Origin of the sequence: Winogradskyella sp. 3972H.M.0a.05, from assembly GCF_040493455.1 — a bacterium.
GTDB lineage: Bacteria > Bacteroidota > Bacteroidia > Flavobacteriales > Flavobacteriaceae > Microcosmobacter.
This window is the reverse complement of sequence record NZ_JANFDA010000004.1, coordinates 43,191-61,177: the sequence shown is the minus strand read 5'-3', so window position 1 is coordinate 61,177 and position 17,987 is coordinate 43,191. Positions and strand designations below refer to the sequence as shown.

The window sequence follows — 17,987 nt, the reverse complement described above, 5'->3', positions numbered from 1 at the left end:
TATTTTTTGAGTATTTTTTCGTGATGAAAGATATTAAGCATTTCAAGAAAGTCGGTGATTATCATAATTTGGCTAACATAGCTGCACCTGAACATCCATTGATAAGTTTAGTGGACTATAGTCAGGTGCAGTATCCACCAGATATTGTAACCCTGAAATGGAAGCAAGATTATTATACCATAGGACTGAAACGTAACATTGCGTATAAATTATTTTATGGGCAACAAGAATATGATTTTGATGAAGGACTTATGACGTTTTTGGCGCCAAATCAGGTTATGAGTTTAGAAAATAACCCTAATGTTGCAGATCACAGACCATCAGGATATTTACTATTAATACACCCAGATTTTTTGTGGAATACACCGCTGTCCAAGCTTATCAAAGACTATGATTTTTTTGGATATGCCGCCAATGAAGCCCTTTTCCTTTCTGAAAAAGAGGAACAAATGATCTTGGATATTTTGAAGAATATCCAACGTGAATATCAATCCAATATTGATAAGTTTAGTCAAAAGATAATAATTGCACAGCTTGAGTTATTGCTCAATTACGCAGAGCGATTTTACGAAAGACAATTCATCACACGAAAAATTTCAAATCATCAGATTTTAGGACAGTTAGAGGAAGTATTGTCAGAACATTTTAAAGAAGATAATTTAGTTGAGAAAGGGTTGCCAACAGTGCAAATGGTAGCAGATAAATTGCATTTATCTCCAAATTATCTAAGCAGCATGCTGAAGTCTCTAACAGGACAAAGTACGCAACAACATATTCATGATAAGTTGATTGATAAAGCTAAAGAACAACTGTCAACAACATTCCTTACTATTAGTGAGATTGCTTATAATTTAGGTTTTGAGCGACCAGCTTCTTTCACAAAGCTATTCAAAAACAAAACTAACATGTCACCTTTGGAATTTAGAAAGGCTTACAATTAAAATTTTCTATCTCAACCCAGACAAATCCGTTCCAGTGTTTACCTCATAAGGAGCGGCATCATAAGTAAATATTCTAGCATCCAACTCACCCTTTAGGGTAATTGTATCGCCTTTGACCTCTAACCAACTGCCTTCTCTAAGCCCAACCACAGGCTGTGTATTAAACTTATGAAACTCATTAATCCTAGTTTCACGAGTTTCACCCATATGCGTACTACTAGGATCTGGATCTAAATAATGCGGATTGATATTAAAAGGCACAAACCCTAAGGTTTTAAAACTAGGTGGATATACAATAGGCATATCGTTAGTTGTATTCATGCTGAGACCACAAATATTGCTGCCAGCACTAGTACCAAGATAAGGTGTTCCGCTGTCTACAGCATCTTGTATTTCTGTAAGCAAATCATTTTTATACAACTGATTGACCAACACAAACGTATTGCCTCCACCAACAAAAATACCTTTAGCATTTTTTACAGCCTCCTTCGGATTTTCAAACTCGTGGATACCTGTTACAGATTTACCAATTTTGTCAAATGCTTTTTGAACCTTAGCAGTGTATTCATCATGAGATATTCCACCAGGTCTGGCATAAGGGATAAAAAGTACAGTATCTGTTGCTGCGTATAATACGTCTAAAGTGCTTAGTAAATAGTCTAGAGGTTCTTGCCCATGAACCGTTGATGTGCTGGCAATAATCAAATTCTTCAACCCGTTATATTTTTTGTAAATTTAGGTAAATAGACCCTTTAACAAAAGTTTATAAGCTCTTGCAATTTTTTTAAGAATAATAAATGCGTTCTTTATGAAAAGATTTAAACCAACTTCGATGAAACTAAAAATTCTAGTCACACTGTTTCTAGCATTTTCTTTTGCTGGTGTTTCTCAGCAGGAAGAACGTACTTTAATAAAAGGTAGAGTTGTAGTAGAGACTGATGAACTAGAAGGCATTACTGTATTTAATTCTTCCTCAAATAGAGGCACCACAACAGATGAAAAAGGTGAATTTGAGATACGAGTTAAAGAGAATGATGTACTAGAATTTGGAGCGTTACAGTTTCAGGATTTCTCAGCAACAATCAGTAAGGATGTTGTGTTGTCTAAACGCATGACCGTGTATCTAATTGAAGAGGTCAACAAATTAGACGAGGTGGTTATTCTACCCTATGAACTTTCTGGAGAATTGAATATAGATATCGAGAGTGTAAGAACCTTCAATCCAGATATGAATGCTATTTATTTTGGGATAAAGCATAGCGATGAATATGAGTTCTCCGATGATTATAAAACATCTGTAGAAAACATTGCAATGCACTCGCAGTCGCAACCTATAATTACCAATGGACTCAATGTTGGAAATCTTATTGGTGCTATGATAAAGCCTTTATTCGGAAAGAAAAAAGGTAAAGAACAGAAGAAATACGATGTGCCAGCAGTGCCAGTAAATAGGTTGAAGGAATACTATAGTGCAAAGTTCTTGACAGACAACTTCAACATCCCTGAGGATAAAATCGATGACTTTGTAGCTTATGCTGAAAGCAATGGGCTGGATTACAGTCTGCTTCAGGCAGGGAAAGAGATAGAGTTTTTAGAGTTTTTGTCTCAAAAAAGTCAATTGTTTTTGAAGCTTCAAAATGAAAAGGATTAGTCTTGTAATACTTCTGTTTTCAGCAATTAGTTGTTTAGCCCAATCTAAAATTAAAACCTTAAAAGGCAACGTTGTAGCCAAGACTGAACTCGAAGGTATTCATATTTTAAACCTTTCACAATCAAAATATTCTACTACAGATAGCAGAGGGAATTTTGTAATCCCAGCTAGAGTAAATGACACGATAGCAATTTCATCAGTAAAGTATAAAGCAGAAAATGTTATCATCAATCAATCTCATCTAGACTCTGAAACATTAACCATCATACTCGAAGAAAAGATTAATGAGCTAGATGAGGTTATTGTGGGTAAAGTACTCACAGGAAATCTGACTTCTGATATTGCGAATACAGAAGTAAAGGATGATATTAATTTTTATGATGTTGGCATACCTGGATACACAGGAAAACAGATGACTCTCAATGAAGCCAGACTTTACGATGCGGACTATGGGAAGTATTTCTATTTCTACGGAATAGCTGCAAGTGTTAATGTCTATAAGATTCTGAATAAAATTAGTGGGCGAACGAAAAAGTTGAAGAATAGGGTAAAAGCAGAGCGATTAAACACATTTGTGCTGAGAATAAGAGATCTCTACTTAGAGCCTTTGTTTGAAAATGAAACATTTACAGAAGCGCAAATTGCAGAGTTTTTTTACTTCTGTAGTGATGATGATAATTTTGTGACCGACTGTAAAACAAAAGATGATATTACTGTTCTTGAGTTGTTAAGAATGAAGCTGTCGACATATAAAGAAAACCTCAAAGGATAATATTAAGAAATGGAATACTTTTTGAATTCTTTCAAAACATTACATTTGCAATCATGATTAAAAAATTAATACAGAAGACTTTAATACTGATGCTTTTTGTGTCAACAATGTCTTTTCAATCGGCGCATAAATATTACTTCAGTCTTACACAGATTGAACATGTTCAGGATTCTAAAGCATTGCAAATCATCATGAACGTATTTATAGATGATATCGAAAGAGCTTTGGAAAAACAAAATGATAAGTCTTTCAAACTCAATACACCAGAAGAAATAGAAGATGTAGACACCTATATTGAGGCTTATTTATCGGAGCGGTTCAACGTTCAACTCAATAATGCCGATACAACATATAAATACATAGGGCACCAGTACGAAGGTGATGTGGTGTATTTCTACATTGAGATAGAAAATGTAACGTCTGTTTCTTCTATAGAAGTAGAAAATAAAGTGCTGATGGATATCTTACCAGAACAGCAAAATCTAGTCAAACTAAAAATCAACAAAACCTTTAAGAGCCTTATGCTCACAATAGATAATTATAAAGGTTTGTTAAATTTTTAATTCGCCATTTTATAATAACTGCTAAAGCAGTATTTTTCTGAATTATTTAAAACAAAACTCACTTAAAAAATGAAAAAAATTGGTTCTTTAGTTCTTGTAGTATTGATGACATTTGTCACTTATGGACAGGAAACTAAGCAAAGAGAAGCTGTAAAAGGTCACACTGACCAAAACAAGTTTAGGCAAATGAAAGATGTTTTGCCTACACCTAATAGTCAGAGGACAGCATCTGGAGCCCCAGGTCATGAGTATACACAGCAGAAGGTAGATTATGTAATGAATATTCGCCTAGATGAAGAAAAAAATCAAATCTACGGAGACGAGAAGATTACTTATCACAATAATTCTAAGGATCACTTAGAGTACTTATGGATTCAGTTAGATCAGAACATGAGAGCGGCTGATTCTAAGACACCAGACATTAATTCAGATAGATTTAACAGTACGTTAAATGGACCGAATTCTTTCACTAATAATAACTTAAAGAAACGATTTGACGGAGGGTTCAATATCACTGCAGTAAAAAATGCAGATGGTTCGGATTTATCATACCTGATTAACAGAACCATGATGCGTATCAATTTACCAACACCATTAGCTCCAGGAGGTGTTTTCAACTTCCAGATAGATTGGTGGTACAACATCAACAATTATGTTGAGATAGGTGGACGTTCAGGTTACGAAGCTTTCGAAGATGGTAACAATAATTACACAATAGCACAGTTTTTCCCAAGATTATGTGTTTATGATAACGTAGAAGGATGGCAAAACATGCAATTCTGGGGAAGAAGTGAGTGGGCTTTAGAGTTTGGAGATTATGATGTGAAAATTACTGTTCCTGCTGACCACGTTTTAGAGGCAACCGGAGAACTTCAAAATCCTAAAGATGTACTAACAAGAGAGCAACGTAAGCGTTTCGATGAAGCAAGAAAATCATTCAATGATGTTGTTTTCATAGTTACTCAAGAAGAAGCTGAAGCAGCAGAAAAGAAGAGAACTGGAGGCGAAAAGACTTGGCATTTTAACGCTAAAAATGTTAGAGATTTTGCTTTTGCATCATCTAGAAAATACATATGGGATGCAATGGCAGTAGATATCAATGGAAAGACTGTAATGGCAATTTCTATGTATCCAAAAGAAGGTAACCCACTATGGGAAGAGCACTCTACAAGAGTTGTAGCCAATACTTTAGAGGAGTTTTCTAAATTGACTTTCGATTACCCATACAGCAAGGCTATTTCTGTACATGCTAAGAGACAGGGAATGGAGTATCCAATGATCTGTTTCAACTATGGACGACCAAATCCAGATGGCACCTATTCAGAGCGCGTAAAGCGTGGTATGATTGGTGTAATTACTCATGAAGTTGGACATAACTTCTTCCCAATGATCGTAAACAGTGATGAGCGTCAGTGGACTTGGATGGATGAAGGATTATGTTCTTTTGTAGAAACTTTAGCGGAGTTAGATTACGATCCAAATTTCTTTACAGGTAACTTACCAAAAGATATCGTAAGATATATGGGAGGAGATCAACAGTATATTTCTCCAATTATGTCTCAAGGAGATTATGTATATCAATTTGGTCCAAATGCATATACGAAGCCAGCTGCTGGTCTATATATGTTGAGACAAACAATTATGGGGCCTGAATTGTTCGATTATGCATTTAGAACGTACTCGCAACGTTGGATGTTCAAACACCCAACACCAGCAGATTTCTTCAGAACTATGGAAGATGCTTCTGCAATGGATTTAGATTGGTTCTGGAGAGGATGGTTCTACACTACTGATTACACAGATATAGGTGTTAAAGAAGTAAAGAGCTACTACTTAACAGACCAAGCAACAGATAGGGCTAAGGAATTTGCAACAAATAATAACCTTAACCTAGATGAGTATAAGGACAAGTTAGTCTATTACAAAGAGGCTGAAAATGGTGTGCCTGGAGATGATGCTAAAAAGGCTAGTGAATTCCCATTCTTACAAGAGCATTTGGCAAAAATGTCTGATGATGAAAAAGCGGATATTGTAGAGGATATGCCTAACTATTTCTATGAAGTGACATTCGATAAGCCAGGAGGATTAGTGATGCCAATTATTGTAGAGTTGACTTACGAAGATGGCTCAACAGAGCGCAAAACATTCCCAGCGCAGATTTGGAGATATAATGACGAGGAGGTTAAGAAAGTATTTAAGTCTGATAAACTGATCACTAACATTGTTGTGGATCCAGATTTAGAAACTGCTGATGTTGACATGACGAACAATGCTTGGCCAAAGGAGTCAAAGCCAAATCAGTTTGACGAGTTCAAAAACAAGATTAAGAACTAGAGTTTATTTTTAGATAATTAAAGCCAGCTTTTTAAGCTGGCTTTTTTAGTTTAAAGCAAACAACTCATTATATTTGCAGTGTGATACAAGCAGCTACATTTTTATTCATCGGAGGTACAGAAATTGTCTTCATACTGTTTATAGTTATTATGGTTTTTGGAGCAGATAAATTACCAGAAATCGCCAGAGGTATGGGAAAAACTATGAAGAGCCTTCGCAATGCTACCAATGATATTAAGCACGAGATCAATAAAAGTGCTGAAGAACGAGGTATTGATACTAGCGTTGCTCAAGACGTTAATGAAGAAATCAATAAAGTTAAAGACGATCTACAGCAGTTTACTGGTTCTGTAAAGCGTAAATAAGTATCAAACTTTTCTACTGATGGTTAATCCATCTCTGATAGGCAGTAAAACCGTTTCTATACGCTTATCATTTTTCAGAAGTTTATTGTATTCTATCAAAGCTGGTGTAGAAAGATCTTCTTTTTTGAAGGTTTTGTCTAAAACCTTTCCACTCCACAATACATTATCAGATAATATGATACCACTAGGATTAAGCCTGTCAATTATCAAATTAAAATAGTTAGGATAATTTGGCTTATCGGCATCGATAAAAACTAAATCGAAATTTTCACTAATGTCTGGTATGATATCTATGGCATTACCAGTGTATTGAATAATTTGATCTTTATAATCTGAGGCATCGAAATACTGTTGAGCAAAATCATACAATTCTTCATTAATATCAATAGTATGAAGCTTACCGTCTTTTTGAAGACCTTCTGCTAAGCATAATGCAGAATACCCTGTATAGGTTCCAATTTCAAGAATAGTTTTCGGGTTAACTAATTTTGAAATCATGCTCAATAAACGACCTTGATAGTGTCCGCTGAGCATTCGTGGCTGTAGAATCTTTTGATAGGTTTCTCGTGTCAGCTTCTGAAGTAATTCAGGCTCGTCTTCACTGTGTCTTACTACATAATCATCAAGTTCTTCTGGTATAAAATGCATCAGGAAAGAATTTTATTTACCAAATCTTGCTTAGCATTTTCATCGTCTCCAAATAACCATTGCAGGACATTGTCTTCCCACATTTCATCTTTTTCTTGTTCAGTAATAATGTCTCTATCTATAGCTAAATCAAGAATTTTACCAGGATAAGACGATTGTGCATCGCTTTCCATTTCGCCAAGTGGATAAGGATCATCTAATCCCATGAGCACCTGCTTAGAAGTCTGATTTTTGATCAATAACGCTAATGATCCGGTGTCGTGTACTAGCGTGTCAAAGAAAATATTTTTATGACCAACTGCTTTTCTAGGATGTTGCATCCCTTCAAATAGATCGGGTCTTCCATCGAATCCTTGGATACGGCGTCCTAAATTTATCTGTGCTAACTGACCACCATGAGCAAAACAGATTCGCATATTTGGGTACTTTTCGTAGTAGCCATTTAGTGTTAGGAAGTGATAAGCATCAGCACATTGTGCGAGCATCCATATAAGGTGAAAACGCCAAGTCGTGTTTTCTAATTTTATAAACTTTTCGCCATCATAAGGATGAATTTCCACAGCGAGGTTGTACTTATCTGCAAGCTCAAAAATTGGCTCGTTTTCCTCATCAAAAATACAACGCCAAGTCCCAATGGTATCCATATAATGTGTTGGTAGGCAAAGGAGTCTCATTCCCAACTCTTCTACACAACGCTCTATTTCCCAACATGCACCTCTTACAAATCCTGGATGCACCACAAAACCACAAGTAAACTTACTAGGATTGTCTTGTTGAATACGGGCATTAAAATCGTTTTGAAAGCGAAGGGCTTGTTTCATTTCCTCCAGACGAAGACCATTTCCATATAGTTGCGATAGATTAAGCACAACAGCATGATCTATTTTGAAGTGCTCCATCCATTCGAGCTTCTCATTCAAGAAAAAACTAGAGTCTGTAACAGGACGTCTCCAATCTTTTTGAAGCATGAATTTTCTATCCTTATCAACCCAAAAAATACCCTTATCTTTCATGAATTGTGGTATCTCTTCTGGGTAGGGAAGAAGATGAGAATGGCCATTTATGCGAAGTTTTCTTTTCATTCGGTTGGTTTTAGGCAAATCATTGTGGCTTGCATGGTAGCGAAAATAATCTTTTCTGAAGCATCTGTAACAACACCTTCACAAAAAGTGAGGGTTTTTCCAGCTTTGATGACTTCACCCTTTGCAATTATGGTGTTGGTATTGGCAGCTCTAATAAAATTGGTTTTGAATTCTACTGTAAGTACATCCGAACCCTCTGGCATGGAACTCAATGCAGCATAACCGCAAGCAACATCAGAAATACTAGTAATAACTCCAGCATGAAAATAACCATGTTGTTGGGTTAAGGTATCATTTAGAGTGCATTGTATTTTTACGATTCCTTTTTCAAACGAAATGATTTCTGCTCCCAGAGTTTTCATAAACCCTTGTTTGTCAAAACTCTTCTTTGAAGCTTCAATCATAGACATGCTAATCGATTTTTACCTTTTAGGAGGTTGAATGATTATCCCTTACTCTTTGGATATTTGTTTCTCTATAGTATTGTAGTATCTATCAAAAATAGCAGGCATATCAGTCTCAATATTATCCAAAGTAAATTCTTCCTCGTATAATAAATCTCCATTTTTTTCAGAATACCATTGTAATTTATCTTTTACACCTTCAGGTCTTGGATATTCTATAACTAGGCCAACCGTATTAGCACCTCTTTGAGGTGAGTGAGGTATACCAGGCGGTAATAAAAAAATATCACCTTCCTTGATGTGAATATCTTTTGGTTTTCCATCTTCAATTACTTTTAGAACAATATCGCCTTCAACCTGATAGAAAAACTCAGGAGTTTCATTGTAATGATAGTCCTTTCTGCTGTTAGGGCCACCAACAACCATAACGATAAAATCGCCATCTTTCCATACAACTTTATTACCAACAGGAGGCTTTAATAGATGTCTGTTTTCTTCAATCCAATCTTTAAAATTAACGGGTGGGAATATTTTGCTCATGAGTAATAATGTTTTTTTGTCAATTCTATAAAGTTACAAACTTTTTGTACGACCACCATCAACAGGAAGATTTATTCCGTTGATATAACTAGCAGATTCGCTCGCTAAAAACGTAATAGCATTTGCGGTTTCTTCAGGCTTAGCAAAACGTTTAGCAGGAACATAACTTCTCATAATATCAGCCATTTCTGCTTCAGTAGTATTGGCACGTTCAGCCTTTACTTTTATGATTTGATCTAAACGAGCAGTATCAGTAAAGCCAGGCAATACATTATTTACAGTAATGCCAAATTCACCTAATTCTCCAGCTAATGTTTTTGCCCAATTGGCAACAGCATTTCTAATGGTATTACTAACGCCAAGTCCAGGTATTGGCTCTTTAACAGAGGTTGAGATTACATTGATAATGCGACCATAGTTTTCAGACTTCATAAAAGGTAAACATGCCTGAACCAGTATTTGGTTGCACACAACATGCATGTTGAAAGCATTTACAAATTCTTCTGTGGTTGCAGAATGAATTTGTCCACTTTTAGGTCCACCAGTATTATTAATTAGGATATGAAAATTTCCGTTATCAGAAACCTTTGCTTTTAAATCTTCTGGATCTGAAAAGTCTGCGACAATATAACTGTGATTTCTATGTGCAGGCAATTCGGCCAAAACAGCTTTTAGGCTGTCTTCATTTCTTGCAAGCAGCGTTACATTTACACCTTCTTCAGCAAGAGCTATAGCTGTTGCTTTACCAATACCTTGTGTGCTTCCGCATACCAAGGCGTTTTTATTGTTTAAGTTTAAATTCATATTAATATTTTATACACACATTTTTTGGTTCTGTGAAAAAGCGTAGTGCTTCAAAACCTCCTTCTCGACCAACACCTGAATCTTTTACACCTCCAAAGGGTGTGCGCAAATCGCGCATTAGCCAAGTGTTTACCCAGACAATTCCAGCGTGCAATTGATTACTCATTCGCATAGTACGTTTAAGGTTATTAGTCCATAGCGTAGACGATAACCCATATTTTACCTTGTTGGCCATTTGTAATACCTCTTCTTCAGTTTTAAAAGGCATAATGGTAACTACAGGGCCGAAGATTTCTTCTTGATTGACACGACATTCATCAGTAGGAACTTCTATGACAGTTGGTTCCAAATAATAACCGTTTTCATAACCTTCAACTGTAATTTTGTTTCCTCCACATAATACATTACCGCCTTCTTCTTTGGCAATATCTATGTAGCTCATCACTTTTTCTAGATGAGGTTTGGAAACTAATGCGCCTACTTTTGTGTCTGCTGCTGAAGGATGTCCAACTTTTAAATTCTTTACACGTTCTACAAAGTCTGCCTTGAACTTTTCATAAATAGTCTCTTCAACAAAAATGCGACTGCCACACAAACATATTTGACCTTGATTGGCAAACGACGAACGAACAGTTGTAGTTAGCATATCATCATAATCACAATCAGCAAATATGATGTTTGGGTTTTTGCCACCGAGTTCTAAGGACAATTTCTTGAACATTGGCGCAGCAACTTTGGCTATATGTGCTCCTGTTACAGTACCACCAGTAAATGAAATGGCTTTGATATCTGGATGTGCTACAATGGCTTGCCCAGTTGAACCTCCAAGACCATGCACAATATTCAAAACGCCTTTTGGTAAACCTGCTTGTGTGCAAATATCTCCAAGCAAGTATGCTGTCATTGGTGTAACCTCACTAGGCTTTGCAACCACACAATTGCCTGCTGCTATGGCTGGAGCTATTTTCCATGTAAATAAATAGAGTGGAAGGTTCCAAGGAGAAATACAACCGACTATACCAATGGGTTGTCTTAATGTATAGTTGATAGCATTTTGTCCAACACTTTCATGACTTTCACTAGCAAACTGAGTTATTGCATTGGCAAAGAATCTAAAATTACTGGATGCTCTTGGAATGTCTACAGCTTTAGCCAACCAAATTGGTTTGCCATTGTCTTTGCTTTCAGCTTCTGCAAGTTTGTCTAAGTTAGCTTCAATCAACTCAGAGATTTTGAGCATGATTCTGCTGCGTTTTTCTAATGTAGTATTGCTCCACTCTTTAAAAGCTGATTTAGCAGCTGTATAAGCTGCTTCTACATCGTCTGATTGTGAGTTTGGAATTTGGCTATACACCTCTCCATTAGCTGGATTGTAATTGTCGATCCATAGCTCTTGAATTGGATTGGAGTATTCACCGTTTATGTAGTTTTGAATGTTTTGCATAATGCTTAAGACTTTTTATAAGCCATCACTTTAATTTCTACTACCAAATCTGGATGTGGCAGTTGATGCACTGCTACTGTGGTTCTTGTTGGTCCAGTAGCTTTATCAAAGAATTCTGCATAGGCTTTGTTATAGCCAGCAAAGTCATTCATATTTACCAGAAACGAAGTGACATCGACTACATCTTGTAGTGTGGCACCCTCTTTAGCTAAGTTCTTTTCTATGTTTCTAAGAACTTCTCTGGTTTGTTCTTCTATATCCAAACGTTTAGTGCCCATTTCATCAATAATCTCAACACCTGCAATACTATTATCTGGTCTACGCGAACTGGTTCCAGAGACAAATATAAAGTCACCTGCACGTTTAGTGTGCGGATAGGCACCTCGAGGGGTTACTTTAGTTCCTGCGGAAGCAGGAATCTCATGGTCTTTATTGCTCATATAATTCTATTTTTAATGTTCATTTTGTCTTGAAGCAAAACCCTTCGACTGCGCTCAGGGTAAACTAATTCAAAATCAACATTCTTCAATATTTTAACTGATTTTATATTTTAACACCTAACACCTACTTTAATCCTGCAATTCTATCGTCTTCTAGAATGGCTTCGGTTTCTTGTTTTACTTTCTCGAAAATGGTTTCTAAATTATCATCAGCACTCATGGAGCCATCAGCTATCATATTTAGAATAGCCTTGTCTTGAGCACGTCCTTTGGTCATGGCTTCACGGTAACCAATGTTTTCATTGAAGGTTACCATTGAGTATTTTGAAAAATAGGCTTCAGGATAATGCTTTTCTAAAGCCATTTCTATTTTGCGCTTTTCTTTAAAAATGGGATTCGCAACATGGTCACGCATTTCATAATAGTTTTCTTCTGCGAGCTCACCTATGGCATCAGCATCTGCTTTTCTAGCTTTTTGATAGGTTTTAAAGATGGTTTCCCAATCACCTTCATGCTTTTCAATAATGCTATCGAGAACAGATACATCTTCAAAAGAAGCATTCATACCTTGCCCATAAAATGGTACCACTGCATGAGCGGCATCTCCTAAGATAAGTGTTTGACCTTTATAATACCAAGGCGAACACTTTACTGTACCAAGTGCTCCTGTTGGATTATTGGCAAATTCATCAGCAATATTTGGTATTAGCTCTAAAGCATCAGGAAATTGTTTTGAGAAAAAGGTTTTTATATTTTCTTCTGAAGATAGATTTTTGAAATTGTATTCACCTTCTTCATGACTTAAAAACAGAGTCACTGTAAAGCTTCCATCTAAATTTGCTAAGGCAATAAGCATGTATTCTCCTCGTGGCCAAATGTGTAAATAATCTTTACTGATTTGGTGACCACCATCCGATGCAGCAGGTATTTCTAATTCTTTATAACCGTGGGTTAGAAAATTCTGTGAGTAACTGAATAAGAATTTACGTTCTAGATAATAGCTTTTTCTTAACTCGGAGCCTGCACCATCAGTTCCAAAAATAACATCAGCAGTGATGTTGAACCCTTCTTTAGTAACATGGTTTTTAAAGAATACAGTGTTTGTGTCGAGATCTACACTAGTACATTCAGTATTAAAGTGAATAGTAAGGTTGTCGAATTTATCAGCTTCGGTTAAAAGCATACCATTGAGATCTCCTCTCGATATGGAATTGATATACTCATCTTCTCTACCAGAATAGTTTGAGGCAAACGTATTTCCTTCTACATCATGTATCAATCGCCCAATCATAGGAATACAGATATCTCTAGCTTTATCTTCAACATCAGCCAAACGCAATGCTTTAAAGCCTCTATCTGATAAAGCCAGATTTATTGAACGCCCAGCAGAAATGTCTGTAACTCTAAGATCTGGTCTACTTTCATAAACCGTAACGTTATATCCTCTTTGAGCTAAGCGCAATGCTAGCAAACTACCACAAAGACCTGCGCCAATAATAAGTATGTTTTCTTGTGTATTCATATTCATTTCCCGTCAAAGTGGGAATCTGTTTGTTTATATGGTCACTGAGCGGAGTCGAAGTGACCTGTTTAATCATTTAGTTAGTAGTTTCGACTCCGCTCAACCACCAGACTCTAATTTATTTTTCTCCATTTCTTTTGCAATAGCTTTGGAGCCATAATCATCTCTTTTATTTAATTCTGAAATGATGTTTTTATGGTTTTTCTCATCTCTGTTTTGAGATAACTTCTTTTTCGCTAGAATATCTTGTATTTCAATTTCAAAACCAGTGATACCATTAAGCTGTCTCATGGTTTTGTCTGAAAGTGTTTCCATACTCAATGGACGCTCTGAATCTGCTTCGTATTTATCAACCAAATGTTTTACGGATTGATATAAAGCATCTCCTTCTATAGTTTTAATAGTACCATATACATGGATAGCAATATAGTTCCAGGTTGGGACTTCTTCAAAATCGTACCATGATGATGACACATAGCTATGTGGGCCATTGAAGATGCAAAGTACTTCTGCATCCTCATCAAAATGTTGACCTTGAGGATTGGCTTTTGAAATATGCCCTTGGAGGACTTCTTTTCCTTCTGAATTGGTAAGCAACTCTAAAGGAATATGCGTTGCTATTGTCTTTCCGCCTTGATTCGTAACCAATATACCAAAACTGTTTTGCTGTATAAATGCTTTTATATCAGCTTCATCATGATTTTGATATATTTTCGGTATGTACATTATAGAAGTGCTTTTAGTCGTTCTACCATTTCATATACATCTTCAAAAGAATTGTATAGAGGTACAGGCGCACAGCGTATTACATCAGGTTCACGCCAATCTGTAATGACACCAGCTTTAGTTAATCTGTTATGTAATGATTTGTCTGCATTTTTAACTTGAACAGATAACTGGCAGCCTCTTTCTTCAGGATTTGAAGGTGTTATCACTCTTACTACATCGTCACCTAAGTCTTTCATCAAAAATTCAAAATAACCTGTAAGCTTCAACGATTTTTCTCTTAATCGTTCCATGCCAACTTCATTATAAATATCTAGTGAAGCTCTAATTGCTGCCAACGAAAGGATAGGAGGGTTCGAGAGTTGCCAGCCTTCAGCTCCAGGCAATACATCAAATTCATGACGCATATTGAAGCGTGTCTGTTTATTGTGGCTCCACCATCCTGTAAATCTATTGAGGTTTTTGTCATGAGCATGACGCTCGTGTACAAAACAGCCACTTAGACTTCCTGGACCTGAATTCAAATATTTATAAGAACACCAAATGGCAAAATCTGCTCCAGAATCATGAAGATTCAAAGGCACGTTTCCTGCACCATGAGCACAATCGAAACCGACTTTACAGCCATAGCCGTGGCCAAGCTCAGTAATACGTTTTAAGTCAAAAAATTGACCAGTATAATAGTTGACACCACCAATCATAATCAAGGCAATTTCATCACCTTGTGCTTCCATAATGGCTTCTAAGTCTTCATAATGTAGCAATTCTTCTCCTTCGCGAGGTTTCCACAAAATAAGCCCTTCTTTATCATCAAATCCATGGTGACGTAGTTGTGATTCCACGGCATATTTATCGGAAGGAAATGCATCACTTTCAATCACAATCTTATAACGCGTCTGGGTAGGTTGGTAAAACGACACCATCATAAAGTGTAGATTAGCCGTTAAGGTATTCATCGTAACCACTTCAATAGGCTTGGCTCCAACCAATTTTGCCATGCTATCCGTTAAAAATTCATGATAAGGAAGCCAAGGGTTTTTTGCTTCGAGATGTCCTTCAACACCTAATTCTGCCCAATCTTTTAGCTCCTGATCTATATATGCTTTAGTGGTTTTTGGTTGTAATCCTAATGAATTTCCACAGAAATACACCAAATCATTTCCGTTACTGTCTTTAGGAATATGAAACTGATTTCTGTAAGTCGATAAAGCATCGTTTTGGTCTTGCTCTTTAGCAAATTGAAGACCTAATTTATAGTTGGACAAGGTTAGATTGTTTTTTAGGTTTCCCACAAAAATAGGGATTAATATCTAAGAAATGAAGCTTAAAAATTGATGAACTTTTTTGTAACTTTAAGAAAAAGAAATCATGGGAAAAACTAAAGAATATAGCAATGGAGATGTTACCATTGTATGGGAACCAGAAAAGTGTATTCACTCTGGTATTTGCGTTCGGGGATTACCAAATGTGTTTAAGCCAAAAGAACGCCCTTGGATAACCATGGATGCTGCTGGTAGCGAAGATTTGGTGAAACAAGTAAAGGCTTGTCCTTCAGGAGCATTGAGTTATTACATGAATGCTGAAGGTAATCATGAAGCTGAATCCTTAGAGACTAATGTTGAGGTTCTAGAAAATGGTCCTCTGTTAGTATATGGTACGCTTAAGGTAACTCATAAAGATGGTTCTTCTGAAACGAAAAACAAAACCACAGCGTTTTGCAGGTGTGGAGCTTCTCAGAACAAACCGTATTGTGATGGCGCCCATGTGAGGGAAAACTTTGCAGGTTAATATGGAATTGGTAGTAAGGGATAATCCCGAAAAGAAGCGTTATGAAGCCAATGTTGATGGTGAGTTTGCCATAATTGAATACATAAAAGCAAAAGACACTATTTATCTTACACATACTGAAGTGCCTAAGTCCATGGAGGGTAAAGGTATTGGATCAAGATTGGTCGTAGCTGCACTAGAAGACATTGAGCGTCAAAACCTGATGCTTGCACCTCTATGCCCATTTGTTGCGGCATATATCAAGAGACATCCTGAATGGAAGCGCATATTGTCACCAAAATATAACGTATAAAAAAAGCGCTTTGCAAAAAATCACAAAGCGCAGGTGAACATATATGGACGCATAATGCGGATGAAACTATGAAAAGTAAGTCGTAATCTGCCTGACTAACTTACATAGTTAAATTCAAATGTTATGCCAAAGTTGTTATTCTACAATTACTTTTATGTCGGCGAAATTTAGATTCCAGTCTTTGTCTTTCTGTTTATGTTCTGTGGCTATTTTTATCCCATTGAAATCTTTATAAGTTTCAAAAGTGTTCACTAATGATGCCTCTTCGGCGTTACCTTCCCTGAATCCCCATTCCTTTATGATGTAATTGTCATCATAATAAATATCGTAAGCATCGCCAGGCGTGTAGCCACCTTCATTACCATAAGTCAAAACTATTTTATTGACTAGTTCATTACTAATTGGAGCATTAACCTGCTCTGGTTCTGAGATTGTAATGCCTTCATCCCAAACCAATTGAAACGGGAATAATAACCAGAACTTGTCATTGATAAATGCTCTGTCTGCTCTTTGAGATAGACTATCAATGCTTTTTCTGTTGTATGAAATGGTATCATTAGAAGTAGTCAATGTTATAGCATCATTTTTTGGTTCCCAAGCCCAATGACGGCCAGAGCCAGACTGCCCTTCTCTATCAACTTTGAAGGTAAATTCAATACGATTAACATTATCCCAATTATCATAACCATGTGCTTTGGCAATCCTTTCTGCCACGGTTAAATCTTTTTCTACTAAGACTTTTTTCGATTCTTCGTTTTTACATCCCAAAACGATAAACCCTACAATAATTAATACCTGTTTATAATTCATTTTCAAAGTGATTCTATATTTTAGTGCGAAATTAAGCAACCATGAATAAGTACGCTAATTATTTTAAGACGAATCAAGAGACGTGGAATACCAAGGTGGATATTCATTCTAAGAGTGATATGTACAATATGGAGGCGTTCAAAGCAGGGAAATCCTCACTGATGCCTTATGAATTAGAAGCTCTTGGCGATGTGAAAGGAAAATCATTGTTGCATTTACAATGTCATTTTGGGCAAGATACCTTGAGCTGGAGTAGGATGGGAGCTAAGTGCACAGGTGTAGATTTGAGTGATGCTGGAATTAAACTAGCAAAACAACTGAATGATGAATTAGAGCTTGATGCTGAATTTGTATGCTGTAATGTTTTGGATACGTCTGAGTATGTATATGAAACTTTCGATATTGTCTTTACCAGTTATGGTGTTATAGGATGGTTGCCCGATTTAAAGCCTTGGGCAAAGATGATTGCTGAACGTTTGAAGCCTGGAGGTACGTTTTATATGGCCGAGTTTCATCCTATAGTTTGGATGTTTGATTATCTGGAGAATCCGCCAAAGCTTAGGTATGGTTATATGCAAGATGAAGTAATCTACGAAGAATATGAAGGGACCTATGCTAATGAATCCTCAAAGATGGTAAGTAAAGAATATGGTTGGAACCATGGTCTTGGCGAAGTGATTACGTCATTGATTGAAGCAGGGTTGCAAATTGAGTATCTCAACGAATACGATGAGTCACCTTACGATGTGTTGACAAGTTTATCAGAGACTGAGTCTGGAATGTATGTCACCAAGGATAAATTGTATCCTTTGATTTTTGAGGTGAAGGCGAGTAAGTAAGTGCTTTTCTGAAGAAATAGAA

21 protein-coding genes are annotated in these 17,987 nt (G+C 36.5%); 9 read left to right on the top strand and 12 right to left on the bottom strand.

Going from position 1 to position 17,987, the window contains the following annotated elements; all coding sequences use genetic code 11:
* Nucleotides 1–23 precede the first annotated feature (23 nt).
* Nucleotides 24–941 (top strand): helix-turn-helix domain-containing protein, encoded by a 918-nt coding sequence (locus NCE97_RS09350; protein ID WP_353778818.1) that lies wholly within the window; start codon nt 24–26, stop codon nt 939–941.
* Between the two features lie 6 nt (nt 942–947).
* Here the strand turns inward: NCE97_RS09350 and pepE are convergent, their stop codons facing one another.
* Nucleotides 948–1,655, bottom strand: coding sequence for a dipeptidase PepE (pepE, locus tag NCE97_RS09345; RefSeq protein ID WP_353778816.1), 708 nt, complete (start codon nt 1,653–1,655; stop codon nt 948–950).
* Between the two features lie 94 nt (nt 1,656–1,749).
* Between pepE and NCE97_RS09340 the strand changes: the two genes are divergently transcribed.
* The 5 genes from NCE97_RS09340 to NCE97_RS09320 all read left to right on the top strand — a co-directional run bounded on the left by NCE97_RS09340 (nt 1,750) and on the right by NCE97_RS09320 (nt 6,626).
* Nucleotides 1,750–2,592, top strand: coding sequence for a carboxypeptidase-like regulatory domain-containing protein (locus tag NCE97_RS09340; RefSeq protein WP_353778815.1), 843 nt, complete (start codon nt 1,750–1,752; stop codon nt 2,590–2,592).
* Nucleotides 2,579–3,364 carry a carboxypeptidase-like regulatory domain-containing protein gene (locus NCE97_RS09335; protein WP_353778814.1) on the top strand — a complete coding sequence of 262 codons (786 nt, stop codon included), beginning with the start codon at nt 2,579–2,581 and terminating at the stop codon, nt 3,362–3,364. Before NCE97_RS09340 ends, NCE97_RS09335 begins: the two co-directional genes overlap by 14 nt.
* 53 nt (nt 3,365–3,417) lie before the next feature.
* Nucleotides 3,418–3,927: a DUF6702 family protein gene (locus tag NCE97_RS09330; RefSeq protein WP_353778812.1), complete on the top strand. Its 510-nt coding sequence runs from the start codon at nt 3,418–3,420 to the stop codon at nt 3,925–3,927.
* A 69-nt stretch (nt 3,928–3,996) separates the two neighbouring features.
* Nucleotides 3,997–6,261 (top strand): M1 family metallopeptidase, encoded by a 2,265-nt coding sequence (locus NCE97_RS09325; RefSeq protein ID WP_353778811.1) that lies wholly within the window; start codon nt 3,997–3,999, stop codon nt 6,259–6,261.
* A gap of 80 nt (nt 6,262–6,341) precedes the next feature.
* Complete coding sequence (locus NCE97_RS09320; RefSeq protein WP_353778810.1) at nt 6,342–6,626, top strand: Sec-independent protein translocase subunit TatA/TatB; 285 nt, start codon at nt 6,342–6,344, stop codon at nt 6,624–6,626.
* 3 nt (nt 6,627–6,629) lie between these two features.
* On the opposite strand, the gene NCE97_RS09315 is transcribed toward NCE97_RS09320, so the two are convergent.
* The 10 genes from NCE97_RS09315 to kynU all read right to left on the bottom strand — a co-directional run bounded on the left by NCE97_RS09315 (nt 6,630) and on the right by kynU (nt 15,501).
* Complete coding sequence (locus tag NCE97_RS09315; RefSeq protein WP_353778808.1) at nt 6,630–7,274, bottom strand: O-methyltransferase; 645 nt, start codon at nt 7,272–7,274, stop codon at nt 6,630–6,632.
* A complete protein-coding gene (locus tag NCE97_RS09310) occupies nt 7,274–8,356 on the bottom strand; it encodes an amidohydrolase family protein (protein ID WP_353778807.1) in 1,083 nt (360 codons plus the stop codon). Before NCE97_RS09310 ends, NCE97_RS09315 begins: the two co-directional genes overlap by 1 nt.
* Entirely contained in the window at nt 8,353–8,766 is a 414-nt protein-coding gene (locus NCE97_RS09305; RefSeq protein WP_353778805.1) for a PaaI family thioesterase, read from the bottom strand. The genes NCE97_RS09310 and NCE97_RS09305 overlap by 4 nt, the downstream gene beginning before the upstream one ends.
* Before the next feature lie 42 nt (nt 8,767–8,808).
* A complete protein-coding gene (locus tag NCE97_RS09300) occupies nt 8,809–9,300 on the bottom strand; it encodes a 3-hydroxyanthranilate 3,4-dioxygenase (protein ID WP_353778803.1) in 492 nt (163 codons plus the stop codon).
* Between the two features lie 33 nt (nt 9,301–9,333).
* Nucleotides 9,334–10,104 carry an SDR family oxidoreductase gene (locus tag NCE97_RS09295; protein WP_353778801.1) on the bottom strand — a complete coding sequence of 257 codons (771 nt, stop codon included), beginning with the start codon at nt 10,102–10,104 and terminating at the stop codon, nt 9,334–9,336.
* 1 nt (nt 10,105) lies between these two features.
* Nucleotides 10,106–11,548, bottom strand: coding sequence for an aldehyde dehydrogenase (locus tag NCE97_RS09290; RefSeq protein WP_353778800.1), 1,443 nt, complete (start codon nt 11,546–11,548; stop codon nt 10,106–10,108).
* Nucleotides 11,549–11,553: 5 nt separating this feature from the next.
* Nucleotides 11,554–11,988, bottom strand: coding sequence for a RidA family protein (locus NCE97_RS09285; protein ID WP_353778799.1), 435 nt, complete (start codon nt 11,986–11,988; stop codon nt 11,554–11,556).
* Nucleotides 11,989–12,112: 124 nt separating this feature from the next.
* Nucleotides 12,113–13,510 carry an FAD-dependent oxidoreductase gene (locus tag NCE97_RS09280; protein ID WP_353778798.1) on the bottom strand — a complete coding sequence of 466 codons (1,398 nt, stop codon included), beginning with the start codon at nt 13,508–13,510 and terminating at the stop codon, nt 12,113–12,115.
* Between the two features lie 99 nt (nt 13,511–13,609).
* Nucleotides 13,610–14,236 carry an FMN-binding negative transcriptional regulator gene (locus NCE97_RS09275; protein WP_353778797.1) on the bottom strand — a complete coding sequence of 209 codons (627 nt, stop codon included), beginning with the start codon at nt 14,234–14,236 and terminating at the stop codon, nt 13,610–13,612.
* The gene (gene kynU / locus NCE97_RS09270) at nt 14,236–15,501 is read right to left on the bottom strand and encodes a kynureninase (RefSeq protein ID WP_353779212.1); all 1,266 of its coding nucleotides are present in this window, start codon (nt 15,499–15,501) and stop codon (nt 14,236–14,238) included. The genes NCE97_RS09275 and kynU overlap by 1 nt, the downstream gene beginning before the upstream one ends.
* A gap of 103 nt (nt 15,502–15,604) precedes the next feature.
* Between kynU and NCE97_RS09265 the strand changes: the two genes are divergently transcribed.
* Both NCE97_RS09265 and NCE97_RS09260 read left to right on the top strand, forming a co-directional pair.
* Complete coding sequence (locus tag NCE97_RS09265; RefSeq protein ID WP_353778796.1) at nt 15,605–16,024, top strand: (4Fe-4S)-binding protein; 420 nt, start codon at nt 15,605–15,607, stop codon at nt 16,022–16,024.
* 1 nt (nt 16,025) lies between these two features.
* Nucleotides 16,026–16,316, top strand: coding sequence for a GNAT family N-acetyltransferase (locus NCE97_RS09260; RefSeq protein ID WP_353778795.1), 291 nt, complete (start codon nt 16,026–16,028; stop codon nt 16,314–16,316).
* Nucleotides 16,317–16,451: 135 nt separating this feature from the next.
* Here NCE97_RS09260 and NCE97_RS09255 read toward each other — a convergent pair whose 3' ends face one another.
* Nucleotides 16,452–17,126 (bottom strand): hypothetical protein, encoded by a 675-nt coding sequence (locus NCE97_RS09255; protein WP_353778793.1) that lies wholly within the window; start codon nt 17,124–17,126, stop codon nt 16,452–16,454.
* A gap of 41 nt (nt 17,127–17,167) precedes the next feature.
* Here NCE97_RS09255 and NCE97_RS09250 point away from each other — a divergent pair, with 41 nt between their 5' ends.
* Nucleotides 17,168–17,965 (top strand): class I SAM-dependent methyltransferase, encoded by a 798-nt coding sequence (locus tag NCE97_RS09250; protein WP_353778792.1) that lies wholly within the window; start codon nt 17,168–17,170, stop codon nt 17,963–17,965.
* Nucleotides 17,966–17,987 lie beyond the last annotated feature (22 nt).

Coding starts and splice junctions, on each gene's coding strand:
- NCE97_RS09300 (WP_353778803.1), bottom strand. CDS start 9,300: ATGAGCAAAATATTCCCACCCGTTAATTTTAAAGATTGGATTGAAGAA.
- NCE97_RS09330 (WP_353778812.1), top strand. CDS start 3,418: ATGATTAAAAAATTAATACAGAAGACTTTAATACTGATGCTTTTTGTG.
- NCE97_RS09275 (WP_353778797.1), bottom strand. CDS start 14,236: ATGTACATACCGAAAATATATCAAAATCATGATGAAGCTGATATAAAA.
- NCE97_RS09350 (WP_353778818.1), top strand. CDS start 24: ATGAAAGATATTAAGCATTTCAAGAAAGTCGGTGATTATCATAATTTG.
- NCE97_RS09260 (WP_353778795.1), top strand. CDS start 16,026: ATGGAATTGGTAGTAAGGGATAATCCCGAAAAGAAGCGTTATGAAGCC.
- NCE97_RS09325 (WP_353778811.1), top strand. CDS start 3,997: ATGAAAAAAATTGGTTCTTTAGTTCTTGTAGTATTGATGACATTTGTC.
- NCE97_RS09335 (WP_353778814.1), top strand. CDS start 2,579: ATGAAAAGGATTAGTCTTGTAATACTTCTGTTTTCAGCAATTAGTTGT.
- NCE97_RS09315 (WP_353778808.1), bottom strand. CDS start 7,274: ATGCATTTTATACCAGAAGAACTTGATGATTATGTAGTAAGACACAGT.
- NCE97_RS09290 (WP_353778800.1), bottom strand. CDS start 11,548: ATGCAAAACATTCAAAACTACATAAACGGTGAATACTCCAATCCAATT.
- NCE97_RS09310 (WP_353778807.1), bottom strand. CDS start 8,356: ATGAAAAGAAAACTTCGCATAAATGGCCATTCTCATCTTCTTCCCTAC.
- NCE97_RS09340 (WP_353778815.1), top strand. CDS start 1,750: ATGAAAAGATTTAAACCAACTTCGATGAAACTAAAAATTCTAGTCACA.
- NCE97_RS09255 (WP_353778793.1), bottom strand. CDS start 17,126: ATGAATTATAAACAGGTATTAATTATTGTAGGGTTTATCGTTTTGGGA.
- NCE97_RS09295 (WP_353778801.1), bottom strand. CDS start 10,104: ATGAATTTAAACTTAAACAATAAAAACGCCTTGGTATGCGGAAGCACA.
- NCE97_RS09305 (WP_353778805.1), bottom strand. CDS start 8,766: ATGTCTATGATTGAAGCTTCAAAGAAGAGTTTTGACAAACAAGGGTTT.
- NCE97_RS09280 (WP_353778798.1), bottom strand. CDS start 13,510: ATGAATACACAAGAAAACATACTTATTATTGGCGCAGGTCTTTGTGGT.
- NCE97_RS09285 (WP_353778799.1), bottom strand. CDS start 11,988: ATGAGCAATAAAGACCATGAGATTCCTGCTTCCGCAGGAACTAAAGTA.
- NCE97_RS09250 (WP_353778792.1), top strand. CDS start 17,168: ATGAATAAGTACGCTAATTATTTTAAGACGAATCAAGAGACGTGGAAT.
- NCE97_RS09265 (WP_353778796.1), top strand. CDS start 15,605: ATGGGAAAAACTAAAGAATATAGCAATGGAGATGTTACCATTGTATGG.